We start from the raw sequence: 26,107 nt of genomic DNA, 5'->3' as shown, positions 1-26,107 counted from the left end.
AAAGTCCGACAGCCGTCCAAATATGCCAAAAGGCAGACGGTTTCCCATCTGCCCTAAAAGCCAAAAATTACTTACGGATACCCAACTTCGCGATGATGGCGCGGTAACGCTCGATATCGGTTTTGATAAGGTAGTTCAAGAGGTTGCGGCGGCGTCCGACCATCTTGAGCAGGCCTCTGCGGCTGTGGTGGTCGTTTTTGTTGTTTTTCAAATGTTCGGTCAGGTCGTTGATTCTCTTGGTGAGAATAGCGATCTGGACTTCAGGGGAACCTGTGTCGCCGTCGTGGAGCTTGTTCTCTTCAATTACCTGGGTTTTTTCTTCTTTTCTCATCATAATGAGTCACCTCTTTCAAATATTTGCCGGCACAATAGTCAAGGGCAGGTAACGTCCCGAATGCGGGCTTAATCCACAAGACCATCTATGCGGTAACAGGAGATAGTATAGCACAAAAGGGCAAGTTTGTAAAGGATATTTTGCGAAAAACACAAAATTTTTCCAGTTTAACGGCATTCCGTTAAAAGAGGTGCGAAACAGTGTTACAATACCATCGTAGGGGCGATGCCCACATCGCCCCGCGGATTATTCTATTGTTTCAACGCATCGAAATCGGCGGTACCAAAAAATTCGCCCAATGTCAGGCCCATTCCATTGCATATATTAAAAATTGTTTCGATTTTAGGATTTATACTGTTCCCCTTCATAATATTGTCAATGGTAGACTGTGTAACACCACATATTTTTGCCATCTTATTAATGGAAATTCCTTTTTCGTCACATAGTCCCTGAATTCTGTTTACAATAAGTCGATGCAACGTCATAATTACAACCTCCATAAATTTTTCAACCAGTTCTTTAGAGTAAAATGCAAAATTACCCATACATGGTTGACATTTAATTTTTTTATGCTATAATTAACCGTACAAGGTTAATTTATTTCGCTTCCCCGACAGAAAGCCCGGATCCACCACCCGCAATCAGGCAGACCCCCTCCCGTACAATCGGAACTGCGCCGCAATGCAGAGACTGAGGGACATGCCGCGGTTTTCGGGCTTTCTGCCGGAGAAACGAGCAACGGACACTGGAAAGGATGGTTTTATGCAAGGAGAGTGGGAACCACTGAGAATCAAGATCCGCGGGGAGGACGGCTATCGTATCACGACAATCCGCCTGCCCACAGATGTCTTGCAGCGCGCAGAAGATTTGGCCATAAAAGCCCATCTTTCCCGCAACAAAATTATCTCTATGGTATTGGAACACGGATTGGACAACATCATTGTCGAGGATATGTCAAAGCCACAGGAAAACACCTGAAAGCCTACTCTTCCTCCCCCGCCTTTTTCCGGGTGAAGTATGCCTTGACCCAGTCGGCCGAGGAAAGATAGGACAGCGCCCCGCCGATAATCAGCGCCAAAATAGCGATCACGCCCGTCCCGTCGAACCGGAAGCCCTCTGGGAAAATGGCGGGAACGCTCCCCACCACAAAACCGAGGATACCGAAGTACATGGCCTGGGGGAAGCGTTTGAGCATCAGGTGGATGACCTTCGCTCCGCCCACAATGCCGATGACAACCCCCAACCCAATGGGGATGAGCAGCGGGATGTTAAACTCGCTCACCGCCGTGACAATGCTGCCGTAAACCCCAAGCATCATCATGACGAAAGAGCCGCTGATACCGGGAATAATCATGGCTGTGGCCGCAAACGCCGCGAACAGGGTCAGCCGGATGAACTGCACGGCATCCAAAGTGCGGATGATCTCGGTGCTGTCCACCGGGCTTATGAGCAGTGTGGCGATCATGACCGCCAGCGTGATGACAAAGGGAATGAGGTTTCGTTTTTTGAATTCTGACTCGGTGGCCTTTTGAAAGACCATGGGGATACTCCCCACAATGAGCCCAATGAAGAAAAAGTTTGTGATGACTTGGTGATTGGTAAGCATGTAGGCGATTCCGCTGGAAAACAGCCAAATGCCCGCCCCCGCCCCCAGCAGCAAGGGTAATAAGAACAGGGCGCTCTGCTTGAATTTCTTGCGGAGCATGCTGATGCTCTCAATCATGCGGTCGTAAATTCCCATGACAACCATCATGGTGCCGCCGCTGACGCCGGGGATGATGTTGGCGACGCCGATGACCATGCCCTTGAGGAAATCTTTGATAAATTTCATGTATTGTCCGTACCTTTCTGGAATGCCTGTTATTTGGATGCCTTTTTCATCCGAAAATCCACCATTTTGCTGTCAAAATCATAGAGTACAAGGGCCGCGTCACGGGTCGTGACGAAGTATTCAGATTGATAGTAGAGAGGCAAAAATACTCCGCTTTGGAGCAGCATCTTCTCCGCCTGTTTATAGCTTTCCGCCGCCTTTTCTTCGTCTGGCTGCTGAACCGCCTCGGCTAAAAGCCGGTCAAAATCGGTGTTTTTAAATCCGGAGATATTTTTGCTGGAACCCGAAGAAAACTGGGACAGAATCGCGTAAGGGCTGTTGTAATCGCCGTTCAAGGCCGCAATAGCGCAGTCAAAATCCCCGCTTTGGAGCCTCTGCTGGTATTCCTCTGCCTCCAACACCTCCACCGTAAGGTAAAGCCCCAAATCCCGCTGCCAAATCTGGGAGAGGTAGGCAAAATAATCCTCGTGGCTCATACCGGCCGGGACGATAAGTACCGCCTGTGTAATTCCCTCTAAGCCTTGGTCGGCAAGGCCCTTCTTATACAGTTTTTTTGCCTGTTCGGGATCGTAAACTGCGGTCAGATCGCTGCCGGCAAGCTCCCGATAAGACTGCTCCCCGATGCGAATATTCTGAGGCACAATGGCCGATGCCTTGGTGAAGTAGGCCGGAAGTGCTCCCTCCATTGCCAGATAGTCGCTGTCATAGGCCAGTGCCCGTCGAATGTCTGTACTGGCGAAAGGCGTGCCCTCTGCGCGGAATACGATTCCCCATACGGTATTTTCGTTATGGGAAACCCGGTTTCCCTTCCGGGAAAGTTCCTCTATGCGTATACCGTCAGTGGCTACCGCTGCTGTCCTTCCGTCTAAAAATCGTTCTTCCTTGGTGGCCTCGGTATCCATGGCGCTTAAAATGTTAAAGGTCACTGATTCGGCTTCAAGTTCATCGCCTGAACTGTATTCCTGATTCCGCCGCAGCTTTAGGGCGTTTTCCTGCCAGGAAGAGAGGTAAAACGGCCCGTTCCCCTGTATCATTTTGCCGCTGAGCCCATATTTACCCTTGGTATCCAGGAAAAATTTCTCATTGCAAGGCATGGCAGGAGCGGTGGTAAGCAAATGCAGAAACCGAGAGTTATACTCAGAAAGTACGATCTCCAGTTCGGTAGCGGAGATGGCCCTGACCCCCAATTGGGACGCGGGAATCTCCCCGCGGTAAACCTTTTCGCTGTTTAGAATACAGAAAAAATCGCCAGCATGTTTAGAATTGGTAGCCGGGTCGAAAAGCCGCTCAAATGCAAAGACGAAATCGTCAGCTGTAACGCTCTCGCCGTTCGACCATCTTCCGTCCTCCCGCAGGATAAAACGGTAGGTAAGGCCGTCGTCGCTGATGGTGTAGCTCTCTGCCGCCGCAGGTTTGACTTCCCCATTCTCCCCGCTGCGCAGCAACCCCTCAAATAGGCTGTTGATGATAAGCTGGGAGGAATAGTCCGCCGCAGACTGGGGGTCGAGATTAATCGGCGCTGTGTCAATGTCGTAATATAAAGGAGTCAATTCCTTGCCACAGGAAAATAGCAGCAGGGAAAAAAGAATTGAAATGATCAGAGGAAAAAGGAATCGCTTGTTCATGCCGCCTCCAAAATGATGATACGATAAACCCAGTAAAACTGGGTTTATCGTTAAAGAAGCCCTTTGAGGATTTATCCTCAATTTTGCCGCCAAATCGGTAGAACCGGACTTCTTGTTTCATAATAAAATATGGTACAATGTTCTCTTTAATCCCGCGTTAGTGGTATTAAAGCGCCCTTTGAGCCCTGTGCAAACAGCAAATCTGTTTGCCAGTGAGGATATGGTCCAAGTTTTTCACACTATCTATTAAACGAAACCGGACGCTGTTTTATGACAAAACTGCTAAAATTCATAGCCAAAATTCGTGTAAAAAACCATACTGTTTTATTGTACCATGTCGAAAGCTGTCTGACAAGAAATTTTTTGTGAAGAAATTACAACTGCTAAAAGCGCGCTGCCTGCTCATGGTTACAGGCAACGCGCTTTTTATCATGTTATCTTGGGGCGTACCGACGGATGATATGGAGCGCGGTTTTTACCCCGTCTACTGCTGCGCTCATGATACCGCCGGCATAGCCAGCTCCTTCTCCACAGGGGTAGAGGCCTTCGATGCCATCGGATTCCCCATTCTCTCCCCGGGGAATCCGAATGGGACTTGAAGTGCGGGTCTCAGGGCCGGTCAGCACCGCGTCCGCCGCTCCAAAGCCACGGATTTTTCTGTCAAACACCTGTAGGCCCAAACGCATCATGCCGGTAATTTCCTTCGGGAAAAGCTGGTCGAAATCCACCGCTGTGAGACCTAAACTGTAGGTGGGAGCGACCCTTTTGAAATGCAGTCCTTTCTCCTCACGGAAAAAATCCCCCACAGTGGCGCCGCAGGCCCTATAGCTTCCGCCTGCCAAGGCAAAGGCCCGCTCCTCCAAATTTCGCTGGAACTCCATTCCGGCAAACATACCGCTGCCGAAGTCATTGCTGTCCACCGACACCACCAACGCGGAATTTGCATTTTTCCCATCCCGGGCATATTCACTCATGCCATTTGTTACCACCTGCCCCTCGTCCGAGGCAGAAGGAACTACCAGTCCTCCGGGGCACATGCAAAAGGTATACACCGCCCGATTTCCCTGCCGGTGGGAAAGCTGATACTCCCCAGGGGGAAGGTCAGGGTGCCCGGCCAAATCTCCATAAAGGCCCCTATCAATGTCTGACTGCAGGTGCTCGATCCGCGCACCTACCGAAAAGGCTTTGCTTTCCAGCTTGACGCCGCATTCAGCGAGCATCCGGAAGGTGTCCCGTGCACTGTGGCCAACGGCGAGAATCAAGTGCTCCGTTTCCACCGGGCCCCCATTTACGAATACACCCTTGAGTCTGCCGTTTTGGATGGAAAGGCCGGTGAGCTGGGACTGGAATAAAACCTGTCCCCCTTTTGCGATGATCTCCTCCCGTATGGACTTGACTACCTCCCGCAGTTTGTCTGTGCCGATGTGGGGTTTCGCCTTTTTAAGAGTCTCTTTGGGTGCGCCGTGCTGGGCAAGCCGTTCCAATACATAGTCGCACAGTGGGTCGTTGATACGGGTGGTGAGCTTGCCGTCGGAAAAGGTGCCCGCTCCCCCCTCACCGAACTGGACATTGCAGGCGGGATTCAGTCTTCCCGTCGTCCAGAAGCCTTCCACTTCTTTAACCCGCCGGTCTACATCGCAGCCACGCTCCACTACAATGGGGCTGTATCCCTCCCTTGCTAACAGCTCCGCCGCAAACATACCGGCAGGGCCAAAGCCCGCTATAACCACAGGAGTTCTGAGAGATTCGACCCCTTTTTCCACCATAAAAGGGACGGACTCCTTAAATTGAGCGTCCCCGCCCGCTTTTTTTGCCGTCTGCTCCTCGTCCTGGCTCAGATGGACAACTACGGTGCTCACCTTGAAAATATGTCCCCGTTTCCGGGCATCCACAGAAGTTTTAGTCACATAAGCATCTTCTACTTCCGTCACACTGACCCCCAGCTTACGGCAAGCTGCCGTCACCGCCTCCGATTCCGGCTGGCCCAACGGCGTCTTCACATTGCGAACGAGTATCATAAAATCATCCATTCCGCCGCTTCGCACCGGCATCAATAGTAATCAAATTATTACATCTTATCCCGCGAAGCAGAAAAATGATAAGATGATTTTTGTACATCGAATGATGTGCGCGCAGCGCAAGGCGCCTTGCACATTTCCCAAGAGATAATAATAGCGGAGAAAATGCTTAACGTTATTCCTACTCCCATAAAACCAGCCCTTAACCGAAATTAAGGGCTGAACATCATATTTATGAAGCTTTTTGTCGGACGTTGACATCGACTGTATACTCTCCGACCGCCCAGGCCAGCACGCCGCCCTGGCAGTAAATTTTCACTGTTACATTGTACCGCCCCGTTTTGACTGAATCCTGAGACATATCCACAGTGCCTACCAAATCGTCGGAGTTGAGATCGTTAACAATACCTGTAACACCCACAATTTTGATGTTTCTCAGCCGTTGGGTCAACACGGTGGCTTCGTATCCTGAGGGAACATTCTCTAAAACGAAATTGGATACTTCAAGCTGTTTGGACGAGAGACCATAGGTAGGAAACTTCACCGTGACACTCTCCACATTCTCCACGTTTTTAAGCCCCGCCTTCAAATCAATATCCAATGTGATTTCCGAGCCCACATCAATGGTTCTGAAATCAATGGGGCCGATGGTGATAGCGTCCAGCGAATCGATAGTTTCACTGGGAGAAGCGATGAGAAGAGAGCTCCGGGATAGAGTATAGCTCAGTTCACTGATAGGAAATCCCCGAGGAATGTTGACAAATTCCACCTGCAAGGGCAGGGTTTTCGCTTTATAAATAGGAATCGTCACTGAAATTAAGTCCTGATTGTCCATATCCAGCTGATCGCTCTTTACAGGATCCCCGTTTTTGTCTAAAAGCACTACCGTTCCAGAGGTATTGAAACTCTCCGTCAGCTCGTCCTCAGTATCGATGTTGATGACGCAGCGATCTATTTTATTTACGTCGGCCTCCGGTCCTTTGACGGTGAGAAAATCAATATCAGCGTAGGGGGTCTCCATCAGATAGCCCTCCGCCGCACTGAGGCCGGGTGCAATGATTTCAATGGGGAACTGCTTTGTCACCACCTTGTCGAATTTGAGCTTTACCTCGGTGGTCGTCCAGTAAATAACGCTGTACTCCGGGTCGCTCTGCTTACGAATAACCTGTACCGGCAGGGTATATTCTCCCGGTTCGGTCACGTTGGCTAAAGATACCTGCGCCGTAAAATCCTCTGGTTTGAGTCTTGTAATTTTATATTTTTTGCCGTTGACCTGTACGTCGGTGGTATACTGGGTATCCCCGATGATCTCGAGGCCTAAGTCCTTCGCCATGGAGTTTTCATAGTTTATCGTAATGGGCACGTCAGTGATGAACGTGTTAGAATTCGGCCGCTGATCTACATAGATGGTAAACCAGACGATAATGCCCATAATAATAGAGAAAATCAGCACGAAGGTATTGTTGTTGAACAGGTCTCCAAAATCAATCTTCTTTCTCGGTTTCGGAGCAGTCCCCTTTTCTTTCTTTTTCATTTTTTTTCACCTTCCAAAAGCCCTTTTTTCTCTCTTTTTGTTCTTCTTTCACTTCCGGTATCAGATAGTAATCCAGCGTAGCGCGGAGCTTGTCGATGGAAAGGTTGCGGATGAGCCGGCCGTTGACCGCAAAGGAAATGCCGCCGGTTTCTTCACTGACGACGATGGTCACAGAGTCCGACACCTCGCTGATGCCGATGGCGGCCCGATGCCTAGACCCTAAGTTTTTATCGATGTCCTCTTCCTTTTTTGGTTTCGGGAGGAAGCACGCCGCTGCGTAGACCTTGCCCTCCCGCATAATCATGGCCCCATCGTGAAGAGGTGAGTTTTTAAAGAAAATGTTGCCCATAAGTTCCACGCTTGGAACCGCGTCCACAATAACGCCTGTCCGAATCTGGTCCCCCAGCTTCACTTCCCGCTCGATGACGATGAGTGCGCCGGTAGCCGAAATGGACAGCCGCTGGACCGACTCACATATCACGTCAATGGGCTTGCCCCAGACGGCGCTGCGCCTGATGCTCTCCTCCGACGAATGGGCCCAAGGGGCGATGCCTGCCATCCTGGTTCGTCCCACCCGTTCCAGAGCGCTGCGGAGTTCCGGCTGGAACACGACGATGACGGCGATGATTCCCATCTCAAAGACCCTATTCAAAAGCCAGAGCATGGCTGTCATATTCAAGACCTTGACAACAAGGTAAAGCCCGCCCATCAGAAGGATACCCTTGACCAGCTGCCCGGCGCGGGTTTCTCTGACGATACGGATGCCCTTGTAGATAATGTAAGAAATCAGGGCGATATCCAGTGTATCCCGGACCAGGGAGAAATCGTGAGCCGCAAGCACGATCTCGTTCCAAAACTGATCCAGCCCCTGGACGATCGCCTGCCAGAGCTGAGCGAAAACCTGCATACTGTTTGCCCTTTCTGTTTCACGTCCCAAAGCGGAAGCAAAACGCCTCCGCCTTATGATAAAAGGCGGAAAAACGCCTTTATTTTTCACTTTTTTGGAAAATTCTGCGTATTTTAAAAAAACAGAATCGCGCGTTCCGGAAAGCCGGAACCGTTCCGCCCCTCCGGCGGCGCATGGCCTAGACGCACATGCGGATTCTAACTATATTCTATCATATTTTCACATAAAATCAACTACAGCAGTCCATTTTTTTCAATTTTTTTGATTTCATTTAAAAAGGCGTTGATTTGCTGGGGCTTGTTGAAGTGACCGGGCGAAAAACGCACCGCCCCCTGCTCCGCCGTGCCGAAATACCGGTGAGCCAGCGCCGCGCAGTGAAAGCCGCCCCGGAGCATGTAGCCCTTCCCGCTCAGATACTCGGCCACCGCCGTGGAATCCTCGCCCTTGATGTTGAAGCTGACGATGGGGGCTTTTTCCCCCAGGCGGAAGCTGTTGGCGATCAAATCGACGTTCGGCATCTGCTTCATCTCGTTATACACCCGGGCGCAGAGGGCCATTTCGTAGCGGTAAATCTCGTCTATTCCCTTGTGGGCGACAAAATCGAGCCCCGCCCCCAGGGACAGGATTCCCACCGTGTTGAGGGTGCCGCTTTCAAACCGGTCGGGCATAAAGTCGGGCTGACCGAGTTCCAAAGAGTTGCTGCCGGTGCCTCCTTCCATAATGGTGCCCAGCTCCGCCCCTTCGTTTAAAACCATCAGCCCGGTTCCGGTTGCACCGTAAAGGCCCTTATGGCCGGCTGTGCAGAGCACGTCGATCCCCATTTCTTTAATGGAGATGGGCAGCATCCCCGCCGCTTGGGCTGCGTCGACGATAAAAACCAATCCGTACTGTTTGCAGAGAGCGGAGAGCTTGCGGATGGGAAGCACGGTTCCCGACACATTGGAAGCGTAGGTGCAGGCAATGGCCCTGGTTTCCGGACGAATGAGGTTTGCGAAAGACTGGAGCGTCCTGTCGTCGTCGCTTTCATAAACGTCGGCCACCGAATAGGTGACTTTTCCGGCCTGGGCCATGGCATCGATGGGCCGGAGCACTGAGTTGTGCTCCAAACAGGAGGTGATAATGTGCCCGCCGCCCTCCATAACCCCTTTGATGGCCATGTTAAGGGCGTGGGTGCAGTTCATAGCAAAGACGACATTTTCCGGTTCGGCATCAAAGAAAGCCGCTGCTTTCTGCCGCACCTCAAAAACCTTTTCTGACACTTTCATGGAGACTCGGTGCCCGCTCCGACCGGGATTTCCCCCGTAGCTTTTTACCGCATCGGAAACGGCAAACTGGATAGACTGGGGCTTGGGATATGTTGTTGCTGCATTGTCAAAATAAACCATCTGATTCCTCCGACTTATGAGAATAGTCAGTCGTAATGTTCGTATGCAAAGAGGAGGATGCCGTCATATAACCTCGACGGAATGATACTCGTTCTTACGCGGGTGTCATAGTCAATGTTTCAATGGAAAATGACCTGCTTCTGAAACACTGTGGGATCAGCGCCCCTCGTCGTGCTTGAATGACTGGGGCTGCGCCCCTGATTGAAAACCACACGGGAAAATCCGCCGGTCAAACGGGTTTTCCAGCGCGGTCTCCGCTCCGGATGTTCCGTGAGCGCACAAAAAGCCTTAAGCCGTATCACTTAAGGCCGGTAGTCGGGGACCACATCCAGGATACGAATCCCTTCCCTGTTGAGCGCTGCCACGGCCTCCGAAAGACTTCCGCGGACCAGCAGGCTGTACCCGCAGCCCTTGTTTGAATAGGGGCGCGGAGTTCGGATGACCGTGCTTTTAATCCACATCTGGTCCAGCATTTTCTGGGCCTTGTAGGCGTAGGTGATGGAGCTCAAAACAATCAAGCTTTGTGCCATAAACGACACCTCTTCATCTATAAATTGGGAAAGACCCCAATTCCATAGTATGCAGAACTCTCCGTTTTGACAAAAAGAAGCGTTTGGACCCTAATTCCTGGAAATCAGCAGGCAAACAGCCGTTGCAGTCATTCCGTCACCGTTTCCGGTGATGCCCAGGCCTTCTTCGGTAGTGGCCTTCACGCTGACCTGAGAACAATCAATTTCAAGAGCCGCCGACAGGTTCTCCCTCATTTTTACAATGTAGGGCTTGAGCTTTGGCGCCTGGGCGGCTACGGTGCAGTCGATGTTTCCTACCGCGTATCCCTCTGCTTTGATCAGTGTTCCAACATGTCTCAGAAGCGAAATGCTGTCCGCTCCCTTGTATTTGGGATCGGTATCGGGGAAGTGCCCGCCGATATCCCCCAGAGCCAAAGCCCCCAAAAGGGCGTCCATCACCGCATGGGTGAGGACGTCTGCATCGGAATGCCCAAGGAGCCCTTTTTCAAAGGGAATCTCCACCCCTCCCAAAATGAGTTTTCGGCCTTCTGTGAGTCTGTGAACATCGTAGCCCTGTCCAATTCGCATCATATTAATCGTTTCCTTTTCTGTCCCTTGGGTCTATTCATCCCTCGTTTTGTTTCTGCCCTTCATTTCTATTACGAAAACAAAATAGTTATACCATAAATTCAGTGAACCGAGTCCACGATATCAGGCATAGTCCAAACAAAGGGCATGGCCTTTTATGAATTTCAGCCAAACTATTCCCACATTTTCCGCATCAGCGGGACTAAAGCGTCTTTCAGACGCATGGTAAACAGTCAAGGCTGTTTACCATGTGAGGTTTTATTCCATCTGTTCAAGTAGTGACTCTGCGATTTTTACATCCTCCGGGGTGGTGATTTTAATGTTGTCGTAATGGCCTATAACAGCGGCTACCTTTCGCCCTGTCCGCTCGAAGAGCTGAGCGTCGTCTGTAAAATCGAAATGCTCCTGTTTCGCCGTTTCCAGGGCAGCCCGGTATTCCGACAGCTTGAACGCCTGGGGAGTCTGGGCCGCAAACAACGTGCTCCTATCAGGGCTCACCTCGATGAGACCGTCTTTCCGGATGATTTTCACCGTGTCCTTCGCCATGACGCCCAAAACCGCGCCTCCCACCGTTTGACAGGAAGCAAAGGTTCTCGCAGCGTCCTCCTTGCGGACAAGAGGCCGCGCTCCGTCGTGGATGGCGATGTATTTTGCCTCGTCGGAAAGGTAAGCAAGACTCTGCTCTACAGTTTTCTGCCGGGTTTCCCCGCCGGAAGGAATTACCGTCACCGGAATATCCCCACCTTTGGTAAAGCTGGACAACAACTGGTCAAAATACGGTTTTTCTTCCTCTTTAACTGCAACCAAAACTTCTTTTACGCCGGATATCTCCAGAAAAGCTTCCGTGCTCCGGACGATGACAGGCTTTTCCCCTACCATAAGGAGCTGTTTGTTTTCCCCGCCCATCCGAGTGGAGTTTCCCGCGGCTAATATCAATACGCTAAACACCAAAAAATTCCTCCAAATGCTTCTATTATCCTACCAACAACCTGTGAACAAACTGCAACAATGTACCGAACATTTTTGAAACAGCATCGTATCCATGTACAGAAGATAACAATGGTTTTAACAGCATAATAGTACTCTTCACCGCTTCTTTCCGGAAAAACAGGGTGCGGCATCCGCTTTGTGAGCAACACCGTTCCTGAGTGACAACTTCGCAGAACCTTTTCCCTTGCACGCCAATATTTATCATTCCCCGGAAACCACTGTCTTATAAAATGCCTCAGCAGCAGCTGACATAGGCACATTTTTGAGGAAGCTCAGGCCCATACTCCGCCGCTCGATAGGAGTTTCCAGCGGAATTTGAAAGACCTCTTCCCGCTCCAGATACTCCTTGGAAAATTCTTTTACAACACAGGAAATGCCCAGCCCGATTTTCGCAAATTCCAGGAGCAGGTCGTGGCTTCCCAACTCAATTTCTGGCTCCAGCAGAATACCGTACTCCATAAAATAACGGTCCACGTACTTCCTGGAGTTGGAGATCCCTTCCAGCATGATAAGTGGGTATTTGATGAGTTCGGACGGCGCCATGGGATAAGGAGAAAGGTGCTTATACTTCCGCCCTCCCACAAAAATGTCGTGAACATCCATGCATTTCACCGTGGCGATCCCTTCCTCTTTAATAGGAAGGTTCACGAAAGCAAAATCCACCGCTCCCGACTTGAGCAGCGCGATGCTCTGCATAGAAGTGCGGTTCACCACCTGGATACGGATACTCGGATGTCCGCCATTGAATTTTTGCAGATAGGGCAGCAAAAAATGCTTGGAAATGGTGTCGGCGGCGGCTATTTTCACCTCGCCGGCCAATAGCTTTGCCCTTTCTTCCAGCATTTCCTCCCCTTTTTCCAGCATGGAAAGGGCCGACTCGGTATAGTCGTAAAGAAGCTTCCCATCCCCGGTCAGCTTCACCCCCTTGGCCCCACGGACAAAAAGGGTGGTGTGTAAGCTTTTTTCCAAATTTCCGATAGCCTGGCTCACCGCCGACTGAGAGACATAAAGCTCCCGTGCCGCCGCTGAGAAGGAGGAATGCCGGGCTACTTCACGGAAAACGCGGTACAGTTCCAAATTTGCATCCATAAGCACCTCTTATTAGAGTAATAACAAATAATTACTTTACTTATATCTAATCTTATTGTATAATATCTTCGGCAACAATGCAACCCCAAGATACATGAAAAATATAAAAAATGAGATTAAAGGAGCTTTTGCTATGTCCAGACTGATTGGTACCGTTTCCCGCGGCGTTCGCGCCCCCATCATCCGCGAAGGCGACAATATGGAAGAAATCGTTGTGCAGAGTGTCATCGAAGCAGCAGAGTCCGACGGATTCTCTCTTCGCGACAGAGACGTGGTCGGTGTGACTGAGGCTGTCGTCGCCCGTGCGCAGGGAAACTACGCTTCTACCGACGATATCGCGGCCGACGTGAAATCCAAAATGAAAAGTGACACCATCGGCGTCATTTTCCCTATTCTTAGCCGGAACCGGTTCGCCATCTGCCTCCGCGGCATCGCCAGAGGAGCGAAAAAAGTCGTTTTGATGCTCAGTTATCCTTCCGACGAAGTGGGCAACCATCTTATTGATTTAGATACCCTGGACGAAAAGGGCGTCAATCCCTGGACTGATGTGCTGGACGAAAAAAAATACCGGGAGCTCTTTGGTTATAACAAACACACCTTCACCGGCGTGGACTACATCGAGTATTACTCGAACTTGATCCGCGAAGAAGGCGCAGATGTAGAAGTCATCTTTGCCAACGACTGCCGCACCATCTTAAACTACACAAAAAATGTTCTTTGCTGTGATATTCACACCCGCGCTCGCACTAAACGGCTTCTGAAAGCCGCTGGAGCCGAAGTGGTCCTGGGACTGGATGACATCATGACCTCCCCTGTAAACGGCAGCGGCTACAACGCCGATTACGGTCTCCTGGGCTCCAACAAAGCCACCGAATCCACTGTAAAGCTATTTCCCCGTAACTGCCAAACTTTTGCGAATAATGTGCAGAAAAAGTTCCTTGAACGCACCGGCAAACACATCGAGGTTTTGGTTTACGGCGACGGAGCATTTAAAGACCCCGTCGGAAAAATCTGGGAATTGGCTGACCCGGTGGTCTCTCCCGGTCACACCGAGGGCCTCATCGGACAGCCCAACGAGCTGAAGCTCAAATACTTGGCGGACAACGATTTCGCCGACCTTCAGGGAGAAGAACTTAAAAAGGCCATCTCCAAACGAATTGCCGATAAAAACGCCGCCAACGAAAGCCTTGTCGGCTCTATGGAAACTCAGGGCACAACGCCCCGCCGTCTGACCGACCTCATCGGTTCCCTTTGTGACCTCACCTCCGGAAGCGGCGACAAGGGAACTCCCATCATCCTCATTCAAGGATACTTTGATAACTATGTGAATGAAGACTGATTATTCCCGACTCAAAAGAGCCTTAGAGCCACAAATTGCTCTAAGGCTCTTTTCCATTTGATTGAGATTATTATAGTCTTAAAAAGAATAAGCTCCCATCTTGATTTAAGACGGGAGCTTATTCTACGGCAAATTTTGGAGAAAATTCGCTGTAAAAGTATGGTGACAAAGGAGTAGAAAAAATAATACTTTTTTTACATGGTACAACTTCAATTAGATAATCCCCCATAATGACTTCGCTTCACATAAACAGTACCATGAGAAGAACGGTGCCTTTTTAAAAACTTCAAGGGGAAATCTTTGGTTAGAAAACAGGATTGTCCAAAAGTAGTAAAACTTTTCTTTTATTTTAGCAAGAATATTCGTTATTTCAATAGCTTTATATTTACTTTATACATTTATTTATACTATATTATTATAAATCTATAAAAATAGGTAAAATATAGAGTATTTAGTATTAATATGACTATTCGAAATTCATACAATTGTGCAACCAGTATTATACAATAAAATATAGCAATTGTAATTTATAGTAAAATATACTCCATTAAGTTAAAATTAGACTATATAAATGAATAGGCATTTCTATAAATTATAAAAAAATAGAACTCTCGATTTTTATGGCTATAATGTACTTGATTGCAAAAGTGGTACTATTTCCTTGCATTTATTACATTTCTATTGATTTGTTTACTGCAATTCCATTTATTTCGGCGAAGCCCCCAAATAGATTAAAGCCCCCATCTATAAAAAAGATGGGGGCTTTTGTCTGCAACGAAATTCTGGAGAAAAATCCGCCGCAATATAGTATGGTGATAAGAAGGAGAGCTATTTGAATACTGAGGCTATTTCACCCACGCGCCGGAAGCATCTACCTTGTAGCCGCCTACGGTGGTGTTAGCCGCCATTTTGCCGCTGGCGTTGAAGTAGTAGCATTTAGCATTTACCCAGTTCCAGCCAGTTGCCATGGCTCCGCTGTCTTTCAGGTAATACCAGGTATTTCCCTGCTGCAGCCAGCCGGTCATCATTGCACCGTTGCCTCTCATATAGTACCAGGTGTTTCCTACCTGTACCCAGCCGGAGTTTGCCATACCGCCCCATTCGTAGAGGTAGTACCATACGCCTCCGTTGTAAAGCCAGTCGGTCTGCATCACGCCGCCTGCGTTCAGGAAGTACCAGGTGTTGCCCAGTTTGAGCCAGCCTGTCGCCATCACGCCGTCGGATTTCAGATAGTACCACTTGTTATCGACTTTCTGCCAGCCGGTAGCCCGGATGCCGTCAGCGCCCAGATAATACCACTTGCCGGACACTTTCGCCCAGCCGGTGACATACTCGCCGTCAGCGTCTTTGAGCTTGTAGCCATCGTCGGTCTCTTCCCAGGTGTAGTTGTCGTCGCCGGTGGGAGGAGTCTCGGGATCAGGTTTATCGTCGGGATCGGGAGTTACGTTTCCGCCTCCGCCAGATCCTCCTCCAATGGAGCCGCTACCGCCAGTAGAACCGCCGGAAGAAGTGCCGTTGTCTTCAAAACCAGGGCCGTAGAACACATCCATATTAAATCCGGCTCTCTTGGGGTCGCTGCCGCTGGGATATTCAGTGATGTATTCCCTGGGCTCATAAGTGCCGCGCATCAGCTGGTAGCAGTTGTCGTAAAATTCTCTCATTGTTGCGTCTTTGGACGCGGCCAGCTTACCCAATGTGCCGCCGCCTTCATACCAGTTGCGGTAGCAGTTATCGCCATCTGCACCCAGTTTTACAACTGCATTGAGATAGTCGAGTCCCAGATTGTACCAGCTGGGACGGATAAACAGGTTGTCGTCAATTTCCAGTTCAATACCAATGTTGGAGTATGCTGCGATCTTCAATGCGGTTTCAACCTGTTTGGTTCCGCCACCGCCAAAGTCCATTTCGTCTTCCGGCTGCGCGAACATGTGGTTGGGCTGGAACGCAGTGCAGTCAACACCGTAGTCTTTGCCCCACATGTATCCGCAGGAGCGGTAATGGGGAATCCAATAGTATTTGTAATCGCCGTAGGAATGAACTTTTTCGGACGCATACCGCACGCAGTCTCTGAAGTCAAGCTGCTCGTTCAGTTCATACAGCCCCTCAAATTCAATGTGCGGATATTTTCCGCTGAGCATCTCGGTAAAGACCTTATCCATCCACCAGTCGGTGGCGTATTCACGGTCTGCCTCTTCCGAGAAGTCCAGGTTTCTGCTGCCTTCCAAGCTGCCGAAATTGGTGACCAGCTTGTCGATACTGGGGAACATGACGACAAGTTTTACCTTGTAGTTGGGATCTCCCAGTTCTTCAGAAGCCCGTTTCGCCGCCTTATTCAGGTTATCGACGTCACCGCCCTCTTTAAAGGTCTTTTCAATGTACCATTCCCAGTCTTTCGCCGTGCCCTTTACAACTCCGGCTTCCCAGACGCCGGTAAAGCTGGCGCCGTAGCGGGAACGCAGTCCCAGCAGGCAAACAGTGTCGAACATGGTGTCCTGAACGTATCCGTTCTCGTCAACATAGGTCAGGTAGGGGCGGTACTCTTCCGGCGTCCAGTCACCTCTGAAGGAATCGCTTTCCGCCTCGTAGCCATACCAGCCGTTGTAGCAGAGAACCATATCCTTCACGCCGTTTGTGGTTTCTTCGGAAGGTTTCATGTAATCCCTGCCGTTTTCCAGTTTGGTGAGATTGGTCAAAGGTTTGGCATCGTCCGTCACACCTTTGACACCATACACCTCAATTTCATCAAAGAGGTTATTTTCCCTCAGTTCCATATCCACCCGGACGTATCTCGCCTGATACACGGAATTCTCATCCCCGGTCAAGTCAAAGGATTTGCCATCGTTTTCATCTGGATTGTGCCAGCCGTAGTTGTTGAGGCCGGCAGGGCCGCCGATGCTGGTATTTCTGGATAAAGGCATCCAGTTTTCCCCGTCCATGGAGGCATACATATAAATGGACCAAGGAGCAAATTTACGGCCGGTTCCCGCGCCGCTGCATCCGGTCAAGACAATTTTGCTGATGGAATGAACTTCCTGCAAATCGACAACCAGTGTTTTAAAGGGCCAGCGGTCGGTCTGTTTTCCGGTCATAGTAGCCGCCTGTACAAACTGCACCCAGGCGGGGTCCGCAAAGGAATATGCGCCGCGGTTTCCGTCCGTGAGTTTGGTTCCGTCGTCCATATAGCCGTTGTCCGGTTCCTCAGGACTCAAGGTATAGGGCTTTTCGATTGCTACGTTATAAGGATCGATGCCGTCACCCAAACAGGGGCCTGCGTTGGAAGTCCTACCGTATACACCTTCTACTTTTACCTCGTCGATGTAGGTGTAAACACCCCTTTTATCGGGAACGTCAAAGGCGATTTTCACAAAGCCGATATAAGGGAGCACATACTCCGGTTTGGTGGAGATAAACCCGTCGGCGGGATTTTTGCTGTCCCACGACATAGCCGTATTATCTTCCAGCCCGAAGGTGGAAAGCGGTTTGTTAAAAGTCTTTAACGTCGTCCACTTTACGCCGTCGTTTGAGACATAGAATTTCAGGTTTTTCGGAGTAGTGAGCTTTAAGGCACTGTCCTCTCTGCTGTACAGCGTAATATTGGAGACAGAGTGCATGCCTTTTAAATCAAAGACCATCTCAACGTGGTTATTGGCCTCGTTTTTCGACCGCAGGAAACCGACCCAGTTGGGGTCGTTCAAATTCGCAGTAACGCCGTAGCGACCATCGGTCAAAACGCCGTCTTTACCGTTGTCCGGCAGTCTGGAAACGGTGTACGCTTTATCCCGAACGATGTTGTAAGGAGTTTTGTGGTCGGGATTGTCGTCTACCTCGGTCATAACAGCGATTTCATCCATAAAAATCCACTCGGTAGAGGTGTTGGAAGTAAACCGAATGTAACGCGCTGTCAGATCGGTTTCGCTGGTATACTCAAAACGGGTCAGCACGGGTCCGCCCACAAACTGATCGCTGGTAGCCTCGGCAAGGATGGTCCAATCCTGTCCATTACTCGACAGCTCGATCTTGGCACTGTCAGGCAGGTTGATGCCGGAGCCAGCCATGTTGGCATATTCGATATACACAGACTTAAATGATTCGACTGCGCCCAAATCCAGCGTAACGACGGGAGAATCCTGTTTCGGCAGTCCCGCCCACGCAGGAGGATTGACCTGAAAACCGACCCACTCTTCTTCTCGATAATTTTTACCCGCGCCGTGAATACCGTCAGTCAGCTCCCGCTGATTGGTATCCGGGTAAGCGGTAGAAGGCATATACGAGTATGTATAGGTCTTGCCATAAGCGATATTTGCCGCATCCGGATTCGGAGGCAGTTCAGCCTCACCCTGGTCGGGAATCGTACTGGCCTTCAGAACCCGTACTTCGTCCATAAGCACCATGTCCTTGTCGCCTGGTGTCATGACAAATTTTACATAACGGCCAGTACCGCTGACTTTTTCTTTTGCTCTCGCAATCATTGTCTCGGGGGTGGATGCCTTCTTCACTGAAAAAGCGCCTGCAGAGGTCCAGCTGGACTTGTCGTCGGAAACGAAAACCTCCACCTTAGTAGGCCATTCGGAGTCGGCAATCTCATCCCGGAGGAAATTTAGTTCCACTTGTGCAAACGCTTGGGCACTGCCTAAATCGACAATGACTTCAGCGGTCTCGTTTTTCGCTTTGGAAAAGCCGACCCATCTGCCGTCCAGATAATCCTCGGCGGAACCGTAGAGACCGTCGGTCAGTTTCCCGTTATCGGTGTAATCCTCACCGATTGAATTGGAAACTGTGTAGGTTTTTCCAAACGCCAGGTTATTGGCATCGCCGTCCGGCACATCAACCACAGGGTCGTTGCCTTCGATATCCGATTTGGAAATCGTCACGAGGCATGCAGAGGTGTCGCCGGAAATCTCAAAGCCGTCGCTAAACCGATTAACTACAAACGCCTGATAAGCACCGCTGTCGGAAAGCTGAGCGTTTGAAATTTTTATCGCTTTCTGGTTTTTGAACTGAGGAAGTTCCACATTATCCTTTTTCCAGATAATGCTCACTTCGTCGCCCGGCTCCTCAATCGTGTAATCCATCTTGAGGTTAACGGTATCTCCCTCAAATTTATTTACCTCGGTTGGAAGATCAGTAGTGATTACTGCCTGTCTGGGATCTCGGGGCGTCCAAACACCCATGATCTCCACTTCAGACAGCATCATCCAATACAATCCGTATTTGATGTAGACCTTGACGAAACGTCCAGTGGCCGGGGCGCCAGTCACGGTGTATTCATGGGCATAATCGCCGGATTCACCGGGACCGCCAACGGCAAATTCCGTCCAATTGAGCTTGTCGGAGGAATAGGAAATTTCCACCGATTTCGGAGGAACTACGCCAGCGCTGGCACCGCAGGCATAATGTATTTTGACTTCGTCAAAGGTCTGATTGTAGCCGAAATCGAAAATCAGTTCTGTTTCGTGATTGCCACCGGCATAGCCGACATATGTGGCATCTGTGTACTTCTGCGCACCATAAATACCGTCGGTCAGCTCTTTGTTCCCAGTATCCGGATAAGGATAACTTCCTCCCTCACTGTATGCATCCGTCCCGGTGTACTTCATCCCCAACGCCAGGTTGACTCTTTCGTCGGAATCCTCCTCAGCGCCCACAATTTCTTCATCGGCAAGTACAGAATTCTCTGCGAACGCCAAATCCTCCGCCATAGAATCTTCTGGTTGTTGAGAACTTTCGAGCTCCGAATCTTGGTCAGAAACATCCTCTTTGACGAAAGAACTTTCGTCGGTGTTCTCTGACATTAGAACAGACTCGGTATCCAGCTGCTGGTCTAAATCAAGCGCACCGGCCGGAATGGTACTCGCCATACACGACAGCGCAAGTGCGACAGACAGCAGAGAGATCAGGATCCTCTTTCTCTTTTTGCCTAACATTTTCAATCTCCTTTCTCTATATATGCCCATTACTGCTTTTATAGGCATCTCCAATCCTTTGCTATACCATATAATAATTATAAAAGACCGCCTGTTTATAAAAAGTGTCTTATTTTATCCAAATGGTTTTATTTATACCAATCTTTTTAAGGTATATCAAAAAAAGCCCGTAAAATGGGATTGTTAAAAAATTTTACAGCAAAAAAATGTTATTTTTCAGCAACTTTGTTATATATGGTTTTGCCTCAAAAATCACTATTTTTTCCTCTTTTTGCCTTATTTTCCACAATTTTTCAAACATATCGGCATTTTGATCTTTCATATCTTCTACGACAGAGATAAAAAAGGCGTAATGGCAGTAATAAAGACGCGTTTTTTCAAAAACGCATCTTGTAGTTTTTTAGTTTATGTTTACACAACCATTAAAATTTTTTCAAACCCCTCACCCATGTTATACTAGGGTATTTTGAATATCATCTATAGTATATAACTCATATAACTGCATCAGCTATTTTTTAATAAAAGACTTCCATATCCTTCTGTGCTATGCGCAGCGTCATCCTTTATACTTAAGCTAAACTTGCAGAATGGTTCTACAAGAACAAAACCGGCTGGTCATTTACCAGCCGGTTTGCTCTCTTGAGAGCGATGGAGATAGATCGCTCTCCATTCTATGGGAGATAGAGGAGAAGTTAGCGTATTTTGGACAGCAGCCTACAGATCAAAACCTACTGTAGCTGCTAACGGAATAACAAATGATTTGCCATAAAGTAAGTTCTTTTTCTATTTCACCCAAGCGCCGCTGGCGTCTAGCTTGTATCCGCCTACAGTGGTGTTGGCAGCCATTTTGCCGCTGGCGCCGAAATAGTAGCATTTGCTGTCTACCCAGTTCCAGCCGGTAGCCATTGTACCGTTAGCTTTGAGATAGTACCAAGTACTTCCCTGCTGAAGCCAGCCTGTTTTCATCACGCCGCCTGCATTCAGGTAGTACCATCTGTTTCCAACCTGTACCCAACCCGTGACCATAGCGCCGCTTGCCTTCAGGTAATACCAGCTGCCGCCATTGTAAAGCCAGCCGGTCTGCATGACGCCGCCTGCGTTCAAGAAGTACCAGGTGTCGCCCAGTTTGAGCCAGCCTGTTTTCATCACGCCGTCAGCGTTGAGATAATACCACTTATTGTCAATTTTCTGCCAGCCTGTCTCACGGACGCCGTCAGTATTCAGGTAATACCATTTACCGCCTATTTTGGCCCAACCGGTGACGTACTCGCCGTCCGCGCCTTTCAGCTTGAAGGAACCATCCACTTCTTCCCAGGTGTACTCCTCGTCTGAAGGAGTGTCAGGTTTATCCACGTCGGGTTTCGATGGGGTTGTGCTTCCGCCGCCCCCGATGGAGCCGCCTGCCGTGGAACCGCCGGAAGAAGTGCCGTTGTCTTCAAAACCAGGGCCGTAGAATACATCCATATTAAATCCGGCTCTCTTAGGGTCGCTGCCGCTGGGATATTCAGTGATGTATTCCCGCGGCACATAAGTGCCGTGCATCAATTGATAGCAGTTGTCATAAAATTCTCTCATTACCGGGTCTTTAGAAGCAGCTACTTTACCCAAAGTTCCGCCGCCTTCATACCAGTTACGATAGCATTTGTCACCGTCTGCGCCCAGTTTTACCACTGCGTTTAGATAATCGAGGCCTAAGTTGTACCAACTGGGACGAGTAAACAGGTTGTCGTCAAATTCCATTTCCAAACCGATATTGGAATAAGCCGCAATCTTCAAGGCGGTTTCAACCTGTTTGGTTCCACCGGCGCCAAAGTCCATTTCGTCCTCAGGCTGTTCAAAGAAGTGGTTGGGCTGGAATGCGGTACAGTCAATGCCGTAATCTTTGCCCCACATATAACCGCTGGAGCGATAGTGGGGAATCCAATAGTAATAATAATCGCCGTAGGAATGGGTCTTTTCAGAGGCATATCTCACGCTCTCTCTGAAGTCGAGCTGTTCGTTCAGCTCATACATACCCTTAAAATCAATGTATTCATATTTTCCGCTTAGCATCTCGGTAAAGACCCGATCAATCCACCAATCAGTGGCATATTCCCGGTCTGCCGCTTCTGAGAAGTTCAGATTTTTGCTGCCATCCAGGCTGCCAAAATTGGTTATCAACTCGTCGATACTAGGGAACATGACGACCAACTGGATTTTGTAGTTGGGATCACCCAACTCTTCAGAAGCCCGTTTTGCCGCTTTGTTCAGATTGTCGACGTCGCCGCCTTCTTTAAAGGTCTTGTCGAGATACCATTCCCAGTCTGCGGGACCTGCTTTTTCTTCATTGCCCCACACATTGGAGTAAACTTTGCCGTAACGGGATCTTAATCCCAGTAGGCAAACAGTATCGAACATTTTGTCAATGACCTTTCCTTCGGAATCTACATAGGTTAGGTAGGGACGATACTTTTCAGGTGTCCAATCGCCTCTGTAGGAGTTACTGTCGCTCTGATAGCCATACCAGCCGTTGTAACAGAGAACCATGTCCCGTACACCGTTAGTGGTTTCATCGGAAGCGATCATGTAATCCCGGCCATTTTCCAGCTTGGTCAGGTTGGTGAGAGGTCTGGATTCGTCAGTAACGCCTTTTACGCCGTAAATCTCAATTTCGTCAACCATTTGGCTGCTCTTCAGCTCGATATCCACGCGGACATATCTGGCCTGGAACACGCCGTCCTCAACACCGGTGAGATTTTGGGACTTACCGCTGGTTTCATCAGGATCCTGCCAGCCGTAATGATGGAGGCCTCTGGAATCAGAGATGTTATTGATGGTGTACAAAGGCATCCAGTTTTCCCCATCCATAGATGCGTGCATGTAGATGGACCAGGGAGTCTTTTTACCGCCGTCGCCGGCGCCGCTGCACATGGACATGACGATCTTGCTGATAGAACAGGTTTCTTCCAGATCGACAACGATGGTCTTGAAGGGCCAGCGGTCTACCTGTTTGCCGCTGAGAGGTTTAGCCTGCACAAACTGGACCCAGGCGGGATCAGAAAAGTCGTAAGCGCCTTTGTTACCGTCTGTCAGCTTGGTGCCGTCATCGGGATTGGCGTTAACAGGCTCATCGGGACTCAAGGTGTAAGGTTTGCTGAATGCCAGATTGTAGGGATCGATACCGTCACCCAAACAGGGGCCGGCATTCGCCGTCTTGACATTGACGCCTATGACTTTGATTTCGTCAACATAGGTGTAAACGCCCTGCTCGGCAGGAACGTCAAAAGCCACTTTGACATAGGCAGTATAAGGCTGGGTATATTCTGGACTAGTAGATATAAATGCATCGTTAGGATTCTCACAATCCCAAGTCATCGCTGTATTATCTTCGATACCAAAAGTAGAGATTCCCTTATTAAAGGTTTTCAGAGTGGCCCAATCTTTTCCGTCATTGGAAACATAGAATTTCAGATTTTTTGGGGTGGTCAGCTTCAAAGCCGCATCTTCCCGGCTGTAAAGAGTGATATTGGAGATCGAGTGCATTCCCTGCAAATTGAAGACCATTTCAACGTGGTTATAGGATGCGTTCTTGGACCGCAGGAAGCCGACCCAGTTGGGGTCATGAGCAGTGGCAGTCACGCCGTAACGGCCGTCGGTTAAAACGCCGTCTTCACCGTTGTCGGGAAGTCTCGAGATCGTATAACCTTTATCCCGGACGATATTGTACGGGTCCACTTTGACATCGACGGTTTTCAATACCTCGATTTCATCCATGAACAGCCATCCGCGGGTGGTGGGAGTAGTGGTAAACTTCACATAGCGGGCAGTCATACCCTCCCTGTCGGAGTAGACAAAGCTCTTGAGCATGCCACCGCCGGAAATATCTTTGCCGGTGCCTTCTACGACAGTCTGCCATTCAGTGCCGTCGGAAGAAATTTCCACTTTGACAGCGTCGGGCAACAGGATGCTGGCTCCGCCGTCATAGCAGTATTCGATGCTTACCCCTTCAAAGGACTCAACCCGTCCCAAATCAAGGGTAACGGCGATATCTTCCCGTTCGGTGCCTGCTCCGTTGGGAAGCGCCAGGAAACCAACCCATTCCGGCTCTTTGCTAAATTGTTTGCCCGGCGCATGGATACCGTCGGTCAATTCTTTGTTCCCAGTATCGGGATAACCGCTGTTGGGTTCACGGCTATATGTATAGGACTTGCCGTAAGCCAGGTCATTACTCATATCAACCGGCTTAGACGGTTCTTCTTCGCCCTTATCGGGGATATTGCTTGTTTTCAGAACTCTTACCTCGTCTATGAGTGTAATATCTTTGCTTCCGGGAGTTGCAACAAACTTAACATATCTGCCGGCTGCGTTGACCTTTTCCTGGAAATTGTAAACCATTGTCTCAGTAGTAGTTACGCCCTTTACAGCAAATGTACCGGCGGATTTCCAGCTAGTCTTGTTGTCGGAGGTAAACACTTCTACTTTAGTAGGCCATTCTGCTCCGGCGACCTCATCTCGCAGGAATGTGGCTTCTACCTGCCGAATAGCCTGGGAGGCTCCCAAATCAACTGTTACTTCAGCAGTTGCGGCTTTGGACTTGGAGAATCCGAGCCACCTGCCGTCCAGATAGTCCTCTACTGAACCATAGAGTCCATCGGTCAGCTGGCCGGCATCCTGATAATCCACATCCAGCGAATTAGATATGCTATAGGTCTTCTTAAAGGCCAGATTATTCGGATCGCTGTCCGGGATATCAATAACTGGAACGTCTCCTCCCAGATCCGACTCGGTGATTGTCACCAGACAAGCTGAGCTGTCACCGGAAATTTCAAATCCATCGTTAAAACGATTGATGATGAAAGCCTGATAAGCGCCGCTGTCTGAAACCTGAGCATTTGAAATCTTAATCGATTTCTGGTCTTGAAACTGAGGAAGTTCCACATTGTCTTTTTTCCAGACAATGGTAACGTCATCGCCCATCTTATCAATGGTGTAATCCATTTTCAAGTTGATGGTATCGCCTTCGTATTTGTTGACCTTTTCGGGAAGGTCAAGAGTAACGACCGGCTGTCTCAGGTCACGGGCAACCCAAGTACCCATGATCTCTACTTCAGATAAGAGGAACCAGTAGAGGCCGTACTTCACATAGATTTTGACAAAGCGGCCGGTAACGGGTTCACCTGACAGAGAGTATTCGTGAGAGGTGTCGCCGTATTCGCCTGGGCCTCCGACTGCCCAGGGAGTCCAGTTGAGCTTATCGGAAGAATAGGACACTTCTACTCTTGCGGGAGGAACAACGCCAGCTCCAGCCAGACAAGCGTAATAGAGTCTAATTTCATCAAAGGTCTGGTTATAGCCAAAGTCGAAAACCAGTTCCATATCCCGGTTGCCGCCTGCGTAACCGACATACATGGGATCCTTATAATCAGAAGCACCGTAAATGCCGTCAGTCAGCTCCTTGTTGCCGGTGTCGGGATAAGAAGCCGTCGCACCTTCTTTATAAGGTTCGGTGCCGCTGTACTTCATCCCCGCGGCGAGATTGACCCTCTCGTCGTCGGCTAAAAAATCTTCCGACATAGGGGTAGCATCAGAAGTGATTACGCTGACCATTTCTGAAGATTCTCCATTGAAGTCCTCCAATGATCCTTCCAGATCAGAATCCCCGACCGGTTTGGAAATCTCTTCCTCAGGGTCTTCCGATGACTTAGAAGGTTCTGGTAAAGAGCCCTCCGATGTTACAGCGGACTCGACATTTGTCTGCTCTAATGAATCATATGCGCCAACGGGAATAGCAGTCAACACACATGACATTGCCAACACAATGGAAAGCAGAGATGCCAATGTCCTTTTTCTCTTTTTGCCTAGCATATCCAAATCTCCTTTCTTGTATCTGCCCGCAGCTGACGCTGTGGACCGCTCCAATCCTTGGCTATACCATAATTTCATTATATTCTCCGAATTTTCCTCCAAAAGTGTTTTAATTTTATTTTATGGTTTTTTATTTACTATTTACATTTAAATTATTTAAAAAATATATCAACAATCTTACTAAAAATAT

At 49.3% G+C, this 26,107-nt stretch carries 16 protein-coding genes; 2 read left to right on the top strand and 14 right to left on the bottom strand.

The features are described 5' to 3' along the window. Window positions 1-67: 67 nt before the first annotated feature. A complete protein-coding gene (gene rpsO, locus H8710_RS03305) occupies window positions 68-334 on the bottom strand; it encodes a 30S ribosomal protein S15 (protein ID WP_283242758.1) in 267 nt (88 codons plus the stop codon). A 251-nt stretch (window positions 335-585) separates the two neighbouring features. Beyond that, complete coding sequence (locus tag H8710_RS03300; RefSeq protein WP_249293980.1) at window positions 586-879, bottom strand: helix-turn-helix domain-containing protein; 294 nt, start codon at window positions 877-879, stop codon at window positions 586-588. A gap of 217 nt (window positions 880-1,096) precedes the next feature. Between H8710_RS03300 and H8710_RS03295 the strand changes: the two genes are divergently transcribed. Continuing rightward, the gene (locus H8710_RS03295) at window positions 1,097-1,312 is read left to right on the top strand and encodes a hypothetical protein (protein WP_249293979.1); all 216 of its coding nucleotides are present in this window, start codon (window positions 1,097-1,099) and stop codon (window positions 1,310-1,312) included. Window positions 1,313-1,316: 4 nt separating this feature from the next. Here the strand turns inward: H8710_RS03295 and H8710_RS03290 are convergent, their stop codons facing one another. The 10 genes from H8710_RS03290 to H8710_RS03245 all read right to left on the bottom strand — a co-directional run bounded on the left by H8710_RS03290 (window position 1,317) and on the right by H8710_RS03245 (window position 12,810). Continuing rightward, on the bottom strand, window positions 1,317-2,165 hold the full coding sequence (locus H8710_RS03290) for a DUF368 domain-containing protein (protein ID WP_249293978.1): 849 nt from the start codon (window positions 2,163-2,165) through the stop codon (window positions 1,317-1,319). Between the two features lie 29 nt (window positions 2,166-2,194). Beyond that, entirely contained in the window at window positions 2,195-3,790 is a 1,596-nt protein-coding gene (locus H8710_RS03285) for a peptide ABC transporter substrate-binding protein (RefSeq protein ID WP_249293977.1), read from the bottom strand. 434 nt (window positions 3,791-4,224) lie between these two features. Continuing rightward, window positions 4,225-5,808: an NAD(P)/FAD-dependent oxidoreductase gene (locus tag H8710_RS03280; RefSeq protein ID WP_249293976.1), complete on the bottom strand. Its 1,584-nt coding sequence runs from the start codon at window positions 5,806-5,808 to the stop codon at window positions 4,225-4,227. A 232-nt stretch (window positions 5,809-6,040) separates the two neighbouring features. Beyond that, window positions 6,041-7,342: a CdaR family protein gene (locus tag H8710_RS03275; protein WP_249293975.1), complete on the bottom strand. Its 1,302-nt coding sequence runs from the start codon at window positions 7,340-7,342 to the stop codon at window positions 6,041-6,043. Continuing rightward, complete coding sequence (gene cdaA, locus H8710_RS03270) at window positions 7,293-8,249, bottom strand: diadenylate cyclase CdaA (RefSeq protein WP_249293974.1); 957 nt, start codon at window positions 8,247-8,249, stop codon at window positions 7,293-7,295. Before cdaA ends, H8710_RS03275 begins: the two co-directional genes overlap by 50 nt. A 233-nt stretch (window positions 8,250-8,482) precedes the next feature. Then, window positions 8,483-9,634, bottom strand: coding sequence for an aminotransferase class V-fold PLP-dependent enzyme (locus H8710_RS03265; protein ID WP_249293973.1), 1,152 nt, complete (start codon window positions 9,632-9,634; stop codon window positions 8,483-8,485). Between the two features lie 302 nt (window positions 9,635-9,936). Continuing rightward, window positions 9,937-10,164 (bottom strand): putative Se/S carrier protein, encoded by a 228-nt coding sequence (locus H8710_RS03260; RefSeq protein ID WP_249293972.1) that lies wholly within the window; start codon window positions 10,162-10,164, stop codon window positions 9,937-9,939. Between the two features lie 90 nt (window positions 10,165-10,254). Continuing rightward, the gene (gene ispF / locus H8710_RS03255; protein ID WP_249294700.1) at window positions 10,255-10,731 is read right to left on the bottom strand and encodes a 2-C-methyl-D-erythritol 2,4-cyclodiphosphate synthase; all 477 of its coding nucleotides are present in this window, start codon (window positions 10,729-10,731) and stop codon (window positions 10,255-10,257) included. Window positions 10,732-10,989: 258 nt separating this feature from the next. After that, the gene (gene ispD, locus H8710_RS03250) at window positions 10,990-11,679 is read right to left on the bottom strand and encodes a 2-C-methyl-D-erythritol 4-phosphate cytidylyltransferase (protein WP_249294698.1); all 690 of its coding nucleotides are present in this window, start codon (window positions 11,677-11,679) and stop codon (window positions 10,990-10,992) included. 243 nt (window positions 11,680-11,922) lie between these two features. Next, window positions 11,923-12,810 carry a LysR family transcriptional regulator gene (locus H8710_RS03245; RefSeq protein WP_249293971.1) on the bottom strand — a complete coding sequence of 296 codons (888 nt, stop codon included), beginning with the start codon at window positions 12,808-12,810 and terminating at the stop codon, window positions 11,923-11,925. Between the two features lie 133 nt (window positions 12,811-12,943). On the opposite strand from H8710_RS03245, the gene H8710_RS03240 reads away from it, so the two are divergent. After that, window positions 12,944-14,149 carry a coenzyme F420-0:L-glutamate ligase gene (locus H8710_RS03240; RefSeq protein WP_249293970.1) on the top strand — a complete coding sequence of 402 codons (1,206 nt, stop codon included), beginning with the start codon at window positions 12,944-12,946 and terminating at the stop codon, window positions 14,147-14,149. Window positions 14,150-14,994: 845 nt separating this feature from the next. Here H8710_RS03240 and H8710_RS03235 read toward each other — a convergent pair. Both H8710_RS03235 and H8710_RS03230 read right to left on the bottom strand, forming a co-directional pair. Further along, window positions 14,995-20,073, bottom strand: a complete 5,079-nt coding sequence (locus tag H8710_RS03235) for a DUF4855 domain-containing protein (RefSeq protein ID WP_249293969.1) — start codon at window positions 20,071-20,073, stop codon at window positions 14,995-14,997. 783 nt (window positions 20,074-20,856) lie between these two features. Then, window positions 20,857-25,917, bottom strand: a complete 5,061-nt coding sequence (locus H8710_RS03230; RefSeq protein ID WP_249293968.1) for a DUF4855 domain-containing protein — start codon at window positions 25,915-25,917, stop codon at window positions 20,857-20,859. Window positions 25,918-26,107 lie beyond the last annotated feature (190 nt).

Source organism: Fumia xinanensis (assembly GCF_014384905.1).
Taxonomy (GTDB): Bacteria; Bacillota; Clostridia; order Oscillospirales; family Ruminococcaceae; genus Fumia; species Fumia xinanensis.
Note: the sequence above shows the minus strand (reverse complement) of the source record. Positions and strands in the feature narration are given on the sequence as shown.